Genomic DNA, 9,649 nt, shown 5'->3' with positions numbered 1-9,649 from the left:
GTGCGCACGCAGGGGCCGGCGCCGCCGAGGTCCCAGCCGTAGTCGTTGATCTCGTCGAAGAAGTGCTGGGTCGCCTGGGTGTCGGCGCCGATGAACATGATGTTGCCGGTCTGGCCGTGGAAGGTCACCAGGCCCGAACCGTGCTTCTCCCAGCTGTCAGCCAGCTGACGCAGCATGCCGGTGGTGTAGTGGTTCCCCGCCGGCGGCTGCACGCGCAGGGTGTGGAATTCTTTCGACTTGGGGAAGGCCTTACCGACCTCGGAGAAGCGCGGGATGATGCCGCCGCCGTAGCCGTATACCGAGACGGTGCCGCCTTTCCAGTAGCCCTTGCGGGTCTCGTAGGAGTGCTCCAGCTGGCCGAGGAGGTCGTTCGTGATCTCGTTGATGCGCGTGTCGCCATGCTCGTCGCGCAGACGCTTGATGCCGGAGATGAAGCTCGGCCAAGGGCCGTCCTCCAGCTGATCGAGCATCGGTGTCTGGTGCTTGTCGATCGCCATGTCGCTGAATCTCCCGTAGAGGTCAGATGAAATCAAAGCAGTCGAGCCCAACGATCGGCAGCGCGCGCCGCCGGCCTGAGAGCCCGGGTTGTGGTCTGCTGGCGGACTTCGCAGCGTCGGCTAGGCCGCATCCTCCGGTTGCCCCTAGACGGTTGCCCCTAGACCGCTGCCGGGCGGGAAGCCTTCAAACGATACTTCCCGACCCGCATCGCCCCGATCAGTCCGCATTGCGGCGTCCACTATAACCAGCCAAGGCGGTTGCAAACACTCCACGTTGGGGGTGGGGGGAGGCAGCCTGCCTATCCCTTTGGGGATAGTTGACCGCCGTACTTTTTTTACTGCGTGCTCAACAGCGTAGCGCACCCCACCCCAGGCCGCGCCAGAGCCCGGAGAGTCTAGCCAGCCCCCCTGATAATGTCAACGTACTCTAATATTAATACCCACTGATTTTCGGCCCGCTTGCGGCTCGGCCGAGAAGCGTCGGGCACGGGCGGCGCGTTGTATTCCTCGGCGCCCGTCAGCACATATCCGCCCAGAAGCAACGACGGGACAGACACGATACACAGAAGTTCCGCGACCCCTGGAAGACCACGAGTCGGCTCAGCAGACGCCCGAAGCCGGGCGGGCCGTCGGCTCGGCCAAACCGGGAGCGCCACGCCACCGGCTCTGGCCGCCCAGGGATGCGCGCAGACCTGCAGCTCACCGCCTCGGCGGCCGGCGATCGCCGAGGTATGCGCCACCGAGTCGAGCTGCGCCTGTCGTTGCGCCGACTCTTCAAACCACCGCCCCACCCGGCCACCGGGAAGGGATGCACCAGGCAGCACAGGTATGTTGAAACTCAGCGAGATCCTCGTCTCACGCAAGGACATCGAAAGCTTCACGGCGCTCCAAGAAGCGGTGCAGGACGCCGCCCGCACCGGCGAGCGCTTCTTCCGGATGGATGTGAAGCCTCCCTACCCGGACACCCCGGAGGATTGGGAGGAACGGCTCGAAGCCGCGTTCAGCGGCCTCATCCGCTGACGGCGCCGCCGGCGCCCACCGCGCAAGCACCGACCGGCAGAACCGAGCACAGGCAGCCCCAGCGACGACGAGGACACCGCGCATGCAAGCGAGTCTCGACCCGGCGAACCCCCACCAGGCGATCCCCATGAAGGCTTACGACATCACCAACCGCTTGACCGACACCGCCGCCGAATCCATCACACGGCAGGGAGCCGAAGAAGCGGCGTTGGAGTCGCACCTGCTTGCCTTGCAGGAGGACTTCGAAACTCTGAAGCGCGTCGGCGCCGATGCGGCACGCCTTGCCGATGCCAAGCTCGCGATGGCGCGCACGCTGGTCGGTCTCGGCCGCGGCGAGCAGGCCTGGCCGCTCGGGCGCGAGGCGTTCGACGCCTTCATGGACCAAGAGCAGTTCGAGTCTGCGGCCGACTGTTGCGAGGTGTTGTTCCGCGCCGAGCAGCCCGACTCTCTCGTCGCCCTCGGCCAGGGCATCTGGCTGGCTGTGACCTACCCCATCGACGTCGAGCTGGCCATCGAGCTGTTGAATCACGTTGTGGAGGAAACACCTGACGATGCCGACGGCGCAGCAGTCGCCGCCACGACGGCCCTCTTTCTCTCCGACGTTCGTGCGGAGGGCACCCAGCGCGACAACCTGGTGTTCTTCACCTCGCAGATGCTCTCCAACGTGGCCCGGCGCCACAGCGAGGTCGATTCCCAGGAGGCGTTCGACCTCTGGCGCGACCGCCTCGAGCTGCGCGAGCCGGAAAAGTTCCTGGTCCGCCTGCGCAATGTCGTGGACGTGTTGGTTCAGGATCAGTGGTGGTTCGACCGCGAAGCCTTGCAGGCGCGACTGCCTGACTGAGTCTCATCCTTCTGACTCGGCACGACTTCAATAACATTTGCGGCAACGAAACATGTTCTGGCAGGACGAAGAGGAAACCCCCGAGCTCACCGTCGCGGATGATGTGGTGGACGTGCTGTTCACCCTGCAGTGCCGCTCCATTCCGGTGGACCACGCCTATGTGCTGAGTCAGGCGCTGCTCGAAGCCGTACCTTGGCTGGCGCAGACGGGCGGGGGCATTCACACGATCCATGTGGCGGGCTCCCAAAACGGCTGGGAGCGCCCGAGCCACTCGGTGGATGAGCATTTGCTGCTGTCACGGCGCACCAAGCTCAGCATCAGGGTGCCCGAGGAACGGCTGGCAGACCTCAAGCACGCGCTCGAGGGTCGCACCGTCGATGTCGGTGGCGCGGCGCTCACCATCGGCGCCGGCAAGCCGCGGTCGCTTGCGAAAGAGCGAACCCTCTTCGCGCGCTATGTCGCAGGCCCCGCCGAGCGCGACGAGACGGCATTCCTGCGCTGGGCCGCGGACACGCTGGCGCGACAGGTCGATGTGCGCGTCCGCAAGGCCCTCTGCGGCAAGGAGACTCCGCTCACCACGCCCGACGGCCCCGTGTCAACGCGCAGCCTGATGCTGGCAGACCTGAAGCCTGAGGAATCACTGCGGCTGCAGCAGCAGGGCCTGGGCCCGCACCGGCTCATGGGCTGCGGCATTTTCATCCCGCACAAGGGCATCGACGCCGTGCACAAGCCGCAATAGCCGCTGCCCCAAGTGGATGACTTGGCTGCCGCAACTCACTAATATAAGCGGGTCGTGATGTTCGCAGACGCGGCCAACGCAGCAACCGTTGCACCCGGAACCGATCCCTGCGCCCGGGAGCGCCCATCGCAGCTCCCCGCGGGCCACCCGCACGGCGGATGGGGTCCGAGCGCAGCCCGATAGAAAAGATTTGAGAAGACCGCGCCGGCCGGCGCCGATATCCTGCTGCGGCCGGCGACGACGAGAGGAGCCCCAACCCATGTCGATCGAAGTCAACGGCAAGACCATCGAGACCACCGAGAGTGGCTATCTGACCGATCCCACCGCTTGGGACGAGGACATCGCCAAGACCCTGGCGGAAATCGAAGGCATCGAGCTTACGGATAAGCATTGGGACATCATCAAGTACCTGCGCGACGAGTACTTCAACAACAACCAAAACCAACCCATGGAGCGCCAACTGCTCAAGGACTTGGGCAAGATCTGGGGCTCCAAGCCCTCCAGCAAGGACGTCTACAAGCTTTTCCCGCTTGCCCCCACGAAGCAGGGCACCAAGGTCGCGGGCCTGCCCGAGGTCCATCGCAAAGGCGGCTATTGACCCGGCCGCAACGGGCCACGTGCGAGCGATCAAGACCAAGCCGGCCCAGCGCCGGCTTTTTTGCGTGAGCCGCCGGCATACGCACGCGCTGACCGCCACCGGGTCCGGGGCACCGTACCGGCGCGGCCCTGACCCGCACAATTCCATCGGGACGTGAAGCTGCGCCGCCGCCGTTACATCAGCCACGTGCTGTTGTCGCGGCATGCCTGGCGCGTGCGCTTCGCCTTTCTGCTGGGCGCCTTGCTGGTGGGCGCGGTGTCCTCCGCATTCGGCGTGCTGAGCGAGCAGGCCAACCGCCTGTTCTCCCAAATGGCCGCTGCCGAGCCAATGGCGCCGCTGCTCGTCACGCCGCTCGGGTTGGTGCTGGTCGTCTGGCTTGCCCGACGCTTCTTTCCGGGCAGCGAAGGCAGCGGCATCAACCAAGTCATCGCCGCGCTGGAGCTGCGGGCCAAGGACAAATACCTGACGCTCAAGCTTGCGGGCGGCAAGATCCTGCTGACCCTCCTCGGGCAAAGCTGCGGGGCCTCCATCGGCCGCGAGGGGCCGACGGTGCACGTGGCCGCGGCCATCATGTACTCGATGCGGCGTTTGGCCCGCTTCCCGGCAGACTACATGGCGCGGGGCATGTTGCTGGCCGGCGGAGCTGCGGGAATCTCGGCGGCCTTCAACACGCCCCTCGCCGGCGTCGTGTTCGCCTTCGAGGAAATGCTGCGTGGCTTCACCTCCAGGCTCGCGGGTATCGTCGTGCTGTCCGTGGTACTGTCCGCCTTGGTATCCATGCTGCTGATGGAACAGCGCTACTACTTCGGCACTGCTGCGGCGGGCAGCGCCCAGGGGCCGGGAGATTGGGCCGCAGTGGTGCTCTGTGGCGTGGTGGCGGGTCTTGCGGGCGGCCTGTTTGCTTTCCTCGTGCTGCGCTTCTCCCGGGCGATGGCGCCGTTGGTCGCGACACACGGACTCGGCGTCGCCTTCGTCTGCGGTGCCGTGCTAGTGCTGATGGGGGCGCTCACAGATTATGCCGCCATGGGCTCGGGCTACGACGTCGCCAAAGCGCTCGTCATCGACGGCGAAGCCCCAGCGCCGCTTTATCCGCTCTACAAGTTCATCGCCTCGCTGGCGTCGTACCTGAGCGGCATCCCGGGTGGCATCTTTGCACCGGCACTCTCCACCGGCGCCGGGATCGGCGCAGACCTGCACCGGCTGCTGCCCGTCGCACCGCTCAATCTGATGGTGCTGCTCGGCATGGTGGCCTATTTCGCCGGAGCCGTGAAATCGCCCATCACGGGCTTCGTCATCGTCATGGAGATGACCGACGACCAGAACACGCTGCTGGCGCTGATGACCGCCGCGATGATCGGTTACGGCGTGTCCTTTCTGTTGAGCCCACAGCCGCTCTATCACTCCCTGGCACAGATGCTCGTGGCGCGGGAGCAGGGTGGTACAGGGCGGACCTGATCGGGCGGCAGCGCCTCACCCGCGTATCCTGGACATTATCCCGATGAGGAAGCAACCCATCGCAAGCACGCTGAATGCACAGCACCGTGGGAGGTATATGACTCGCCGACGCGGTTACAGCAACGCATGCAGAGCCCGCCTCGCCGGGGCGAGAGTCGCATCCGAACCGGCGAGCTGGATACTAATGGTCGCCGTCCCCGTGCTGCTGCTCGCTGGCTGTGCGGCCAGGATGCCGGCGGAAATCCGCACGCCCTCGGCTGCGCCACTCACGGCTGGCGAAGCCCGGGCGGCACCGGATCGCCACCGCGGCAGCACCGTGCGTTGGGGCGGCAGCATTCTTGCTGTGCGCAACAGCCCGGAGACAACGGATGTGGAGCTGCTCGCGCGCCCGCTGGACGCGACGGGGAGGCCTGAGCCGGACGTCGCGGCCGAGTCAGCCGCATTCGGGCGCTTCATCGCCCGCTTCGATGGATTCCTCGACCCGGCGCAATACCCGAAGGACAGGCTGCTCACAGTCACAGGCGTGCTGGCGGGCGTGGAGACGCGCGAGGTCGGCGCCTACCCCTACCGCTACCCGGTCGTGAGGGCTACGGGCAAGCACCTGTGGCCAGCGCCGGAGCCGGACTGGCCCTCCTGGTATCCGGAGCCGTGGCCCGGGGCCGCCTGGCCCGGCTGGGGCCCCTATCCGTGGTATGGCGGCCCTTGGTACCGACCCTGGTACTGGTAAGCGCAGAGGGAGGAAGCCAGGGCTCCGACCCCACCGTACGCACGGCCCTCTACCGCTTGCCGACGGCTCAGCCGGCAAGCATCTCCATGCGGATGCGCACCGCTTCGCCCTGCACGGCCTCCAGCGCTTTGATCCGAGCCAGCGCCCGGTTCATGTCCGCCTCCCGCACGCGGTGCGTGAGCATAATGAGCGGCACATGCGTCTCACCAGGGGCGGGCTCCTTCTGTTGGATGGCCTCGATACTGATGCCCTCCTCGCCCAGGATACCGGCGATGCTCGCCATCACGCCCGAGCGATCCAGCGCGGTGAGCCGTAGATAATAGGCGGTCTCCACATCCTCCATGGTCAGCACCGGCGTGTCCGCCAGCTCCGTCGGCTGGAAGGCGAGGTGCGGCACCCGGTTATTGGGGTCCGTGGTGAGCACGCGCACCACGTCCACCAGGTCTGCGACCACGGCGGACGCCGTGGGCAACGCACCGGCGCCGGCGCCATAGTAGAGCGTCGGGCCCACCGCATCGCCCTTCACCAGCACCGCATTCATGACGCCGTCGACGTTGGCGATGAGTCGGCGATGCGGGATCAGCGTCGGGTGCACGCGCAGCTCGATACCGTCCGCGGCGCGCCGGGCTATCCCTAAATGCTTGATGCGATAACCAAGCTCAGCGGCATAAGCCACATCCTGGGCCTGAATGCCGCTGATGCCCTCGGTGAAGGTCTTGTCGAACTGCAGCGGAATGCCGAAAGCGAGTGACCCCAGGATGGTCAGCTTGTGCGCGGCGTCGATACCCTCGACGTCGAAGGTGGGATCGGCCTCCGCATAGCCGAGCGTCTGCGCTTCGGCCAGCACGTCGGCGAAGTCCCGCCCCTTGTCGCGCATCTCCGTGAGGATGAAATTGCCGGTGCCGTTGATGATGCCGGCGATCCATTCGATATGGTTGGCCGCGAGGCCTTCGCGCAACGCCTTGATGATGGGGATGCCGCCGGCGACGGCGGCCTCGAAGGCGACGGTGACACCATGCTCCTGCGCTGCCGCGAAGATCTCGTTGCCGTGCAGGGCGATGAGCGCCTTGTTGGCGGTCACCACATGCTTGCCATTGGAGATGGCCCGCAGCACCAGCTCCCGCGCCGGAGAGTAGCCGCCGATGAGCTCCACGACGATGGCGACATCTGGGTCATCCACCACCGCGAAGGCATCCTCGCCAATGCGGCCGATGGCGTCGAGCCCGGTAATACGCTCTGGGTCGTAATTGCGCGCCGCGGCATGGGCGATGCGGATGCCGCGACCAGCGCGTCGGGCGATCTCGGCAGCGTTGCGGGTGAGCACCGTGACGGTGCCGCCGCCAACGGTGCCGAGCCCCAGAAGTCCGATGTTCACGGGTTCCATCGTCTATCCTCGTGTCGTTTGTGTGTCCCGGCGGAATCTGTGGACGACCGGACGGCCGCCGCCGCACTCAGGGCTCCGCTGAACGATCCGGCGGCGCCCGCCGGGCAGGACGCCCGGCCATGTTCATTGCCGCTCAGGCACTGGACATGAAGGAATCGTCAGACCGCATCTTCCGGTTCCATGCCGATTATGGCCGCGCAAGGCCAACAACCAGCATCTCCTCAGGCCGGCTGCGATTCCGCCCGCGGGGCCGCCTGACCGGCAGCCTCCTGATCGCCCTCGGCGGCGCGGGCATCCTCACGGAACATCTGCTTGATACCGCGTACGGCCTGACGGGTGCGATGCTCGTTCTCGATCAGGCTGAAGCGCACGTGGTCGTCACCGTAGTCACCAAAGCCGATCCCGGGAGATACGGCCACCTTCGCGTCGCGCAGGAGCTTCTTGGAAAACTCCAGCGAGCCCATGTGCCGGTACTGCTCCGGGATGCGCGCCCAAACGAACATGGTGGCCTTCGGCTTGCGCACAGACCAGCCGGCGTCGTTCAGGCCATCGCAAAGACAATCCCGCCGACGCTGATACATGGCGCGAATGTCGGCGACGCATTGCTGCGAGCCCTCCAGCGCATGAATTGCCGCCACCTGAATCGGCGTAAAGGTGCCGTAGTCCAGGTAGCTCTTGATGCGCGCCAGCGCTGCGACCAGGTCTGGGTTGCCGCACATAAAGCCGATACGCCAGCCGGGCATGTTGTAGCTCTTGGACATGGAGAAGAACTCAACGGCCAAGTCCTTGGCGCCCGGAACCTGCAAGATGGACGGCGCTGTGTAACCGTCGAAAACGATATCCGCATAGGCCAGGTCATGCACCACCCAGATGCCGTGCTCCCGAGCCACCGCCACAACGTGCTCGAAGAAGTCGAGCTCTACGCAGGTGGTGGTAGGATTGCCCGGGAAGTTCAGCACCAGCATTTTCGGGCGCGGCCAGGAGCTCTGGATGGCGTCCTGCAGCTCCTCGAAGAAATCCACCTCCGGCGTCAGGCGCACGTGACGCACGTCGGCGCCGGCGATGATGAAGCCGTAGGGGTGGATGGGGTATGCCGGATTCGGCACCAACACCGTGTCGCCCGCGCTCATGGTGGCCAAGGCCAGGTGCGCAAGGCCCTCTTTGGAGCCAATGGTGACGATGGCCTCTGTCGCCGGGTCCAGCTCGACGCCGTAACGGTCCGCATACCAACGGGTGATGGCCCGGCGCAGCCGCGGAATGCCGCGGGAGACGGAATACCGATGCGTATCCCGACGGCCCGCGGCCTCGGTGAGCTTGTCGACGATATGCTGCGGCGTCGGCTGGTCCGGATTGCCCATGCCGAAGTCGATGATATCCTCGCCTCGGGCCCGTGCCGCGGCCTTCAACTCGTTGACGATGTTGAAGACATAGGGCGGCAGCCGCTCGATGCGGCGAAAATTGGGCTTGGGGGCGACCACGTTGAAACCTCGGCCTTGCGCGCAGCGGTAAAAGCACCAGAGTGTAACCGCAGCACCGGCGGATTCAAACGCCGGCGCCTGTCGTCGCCGCCACACCTTGGGGAGCCGCCGATGCCCGCATGGCTCCCCGGCGGCCCCACACCCGAGCGCGGCCGAGCTTACCGGTCGCCTGCATCGCCGTGATCAACACTGACACCGACCTCTCCGACAGCACCGAGCGAGCCCGCTTGCGCTACCAACCCTTCTACTGTGAGGAGAACGCCTGGTGGCTGTGCGCGGATCCGGCCCTGGGCCCTGAGCCGCGATGGGTGCTGTTCGTGCTGAATCGGCAGGGAGCCTGTCCGTTGGCAGCGCAGCGGGCAGTGCCGCCTGGCGCGCTTTGCTGGTGGGATTATCACGTGGTGGTCATGGACGCCCAAACACGCATCTGGGACCTCGACACCAGACTCGGCCTCCCAGTCACGGCCGCTGCCTGGCTCGCCGGTAGTCTCCCCGGCGCCGAACGTTGGCCCGCACCTCTGGCGCCGCTGTTCCGGGTGATGTCGGCAGCGGACTACCGGCTGGGCTTCGCGAGCGATCGCAGCCACATGCGCCGCCCAGGCGGCGGGTGGCTGCATCCGCCGCCGCCCTGGCCGCCCATCGGCACGGGCATGACGCTGCCGGCCTATCGCAGCACGGACGGCGACGGCCCCGGCGCGCTGTTGGACCTGACACGACTGCGTGCTCGCATCCAGCCCTGAAGCCGAGCCAGGCCCCGCCCCCGCCGCGTCCACCGCACGCACGCCCAGCCAGCAGCCATCGGACCACCACCCACACCCCGCCCGCCGCCCCCCCCCGCACACCCACCCCCACCACCGGCCCAGCCCCTGCCACCAGGCCCCCCCCACCCCCCACCCCCTAGCCCCCCCCG

The 9,649-nt window shown here is 66.6% G+C and carries 9 protein-coding genes and 1 pseudogene; 7 read left to right on the top strand and 3 right to left on the bottom strand.

Going from position 1 to position 9,649, the window contains the following annotated elements:
• Positions 1 to 497, bottom strand: a pseudogene (locus I6U14_RS02175) (sulfite reductase, dissimilatory-type subunit alpha); the annotation flags it as partial.
• 828 nt (positions 498 to 1,325) lie between these two features.
• Here I6U14_RS02175 and I6U14_RS02170 point away from each other — a divergent pair.
• The 6 genes from I6U14_RS02170 to I6U14_RS02145 all read left to right on the top strand — a co-directional run bounded on the left by I6U14_RS02170 (position 1,326) and on the right by I6U14_RS02145 (position 5,877).
• Positions 1,326 to 1,517 carry a sulfur relay protein DsrC gene (locus tag I6U14_RS02170; RefSeq protein WP_296896523.1) on the top strand — a complete coding sequence of 64 codons (192 nt, stop codon included), beginning with the start codon at positions 1,326 to 1,328 and terminating at the stop codon, positions 1,515 to 1,517.
• 82 nt (positions 1,518 to 1,599) lie between these two features.
• A complete protein-coding gene (locus I6U14_RS02165) occupies positions 1,600 to 2,358 on the top strand; it encodes a hypothetical protein (protein WP_296896521.1) in 759 nt (252 codons plus the stop codon).
• A 52-nt stretch (positions 2,359 to 2,410) separates the two neighbouring features.
• Entirely contained in the window at positions 2,411 to 3,097 is a 687-nt protein-coding gene (gene cas6, locus I6U14_RS02160) for a type I-MYXAN CRISPR-associated protein Cas6/Cmx6 (RefSeq protein ID WP_296896519.1), read from the top strand.
• 259 nt (positions 3,098 to 3,356) lie between these two features.
• Positions 3,357 to 3,695 (top strand): TusE/DsrC/DsvC family sulfur relay protein, encoded by a 339-nt coding sequence (locus I6U14_RS02155; RefSeq protein ID WP_296896517.1) that lies wholly within the window; start codon positions 3,357 to 3,359, stop codon positions 3,693 to 3,695.
• Positions 3,696 to 3,848: 153 nt separating this feature from the next.
• Entirely contained in the window at positions 3,849 to 5,150 is a 1,302-nt protein-coding gene (locus I6U14_RS02150; protein ID WP_296896515.1) for a chloride channel protein, read from the top strand.
• A gap of 184 nt (positions 5,151 to 5,334) precedes the next feature.
• Positions 5,335 to 5,877, top strand: a complete 543-nt coding sequence (locus I6U14_RS02145; protein WP_296896513.1) for a Slp family lipoprotein — start codon at positions 5,335 to 5,337, stop codon at positions 5,875 to 5,877.
• A gap of 67 nt (positions 5,878 to 5,944) precedes the next feature.
• Here the strand turns inward: I6U14_RS02145 and I6U14_RS02140 are convergent, their stop codons facing one another.
• Positions 5,945 to 7,261, bottom strand: a complete 1,317-nt coding sequence (locus I6U14_RS02140) for a homoserine dehydrogenase (protein WP_296896511.1) — start codon at positions 7,259 to 7,261, stop codon at positions 5,945 to 5,947.
• Between the two features lie 221 nt (positions 7,262 to 7,482).
• Positions 7,483 to 8,739, bottom strand: a complete 1,257-nt coding sequence (alaC, locus tag I6U14_RS02135; protein ID WP_296896509.1) for an alanine transaminase — start codon at positions 8,737 to 8,739, stop codon at positions 7,483 to 7,485.
• A 179-nt stretch (positions 8,740 to 8,918) separates the two neighbouring features.
• Here alaC and I6U14_RS02130 point away from each other — a divergent pair, with 179 nt between their 5' ends.
• Positions 8,919 to 9,479, top strand: coding sequence for a hypothetical protein (locus tag I6U14_RS02130; RefSeq protein WP_296896507.1), 561 nt, complete (start codon positions 8,919 to 8,921; stop codon positions 9,477 to 9,479).
• The last annotated feature ends 170 nt before the right edge of the window (positions 9,480 to 9,649 follow it).

The sequence above is a fragment of the Thiohalocapsa sp. genome (assembly GCF_019695415.1).
GTDB lineage: Bacteria > Pseudomonadota > Gammaproteobacteria > Chromatiales > Chromatiaceae > Thiohalocapsa.
This window is presented reverse-complemented; position numbering and strand designations above follow the sequence as displayed.

What these genes read in the sequence shown, in the direction of transcription:
- I6U14_RS02145 (WP_296896513.1), top strand. Translation starts at nt 5,335, where the DNA reads ATGGTCGCCGTCCCCGTGCTGCTGCTCGCTGGCTGTGCGGCCAGGATG.
- I6U14_RS02165 (WP_296896521.1), top strand. Translation starts at nt 1,600, where the DNA reads ATGCAAGCGAGTCTCGACCCGGCGAACCCCCACCAGGCGATCCCCATG.
- I6U14_RS02140 (WP_296896511.1), bottom strand. Translation starts at nt 7,261, where the DNA reads ATGGAACCCGTGAACATCGGACTTCTGGGGCTCGGCACCGTTGGCGGC.
- cas6 (WP_296896519.1), top strand. Translation starts at nt 2,411, where the DNA reads ATGTTCTGGCAGGACGAAGAGGAAACCCCCGAGCTCACCGTCGCGGAT.
- I6U14_RS02170 (WP_296896523.1), top strand. Translation starts at nt 1,326, where the DNA reads ATGTTGAAACTCAGCGAGATCCTCGTCTCACGCAAGGACATCGAAAGC.
- I6U14_RS02155 (WP_296896517.1), top strand. Translation starts at nt 3,357, where the DNA reads ATGTCGATCGAAGTCAACGGCAAGACCATCGAGACCACCGAGAGTGGC.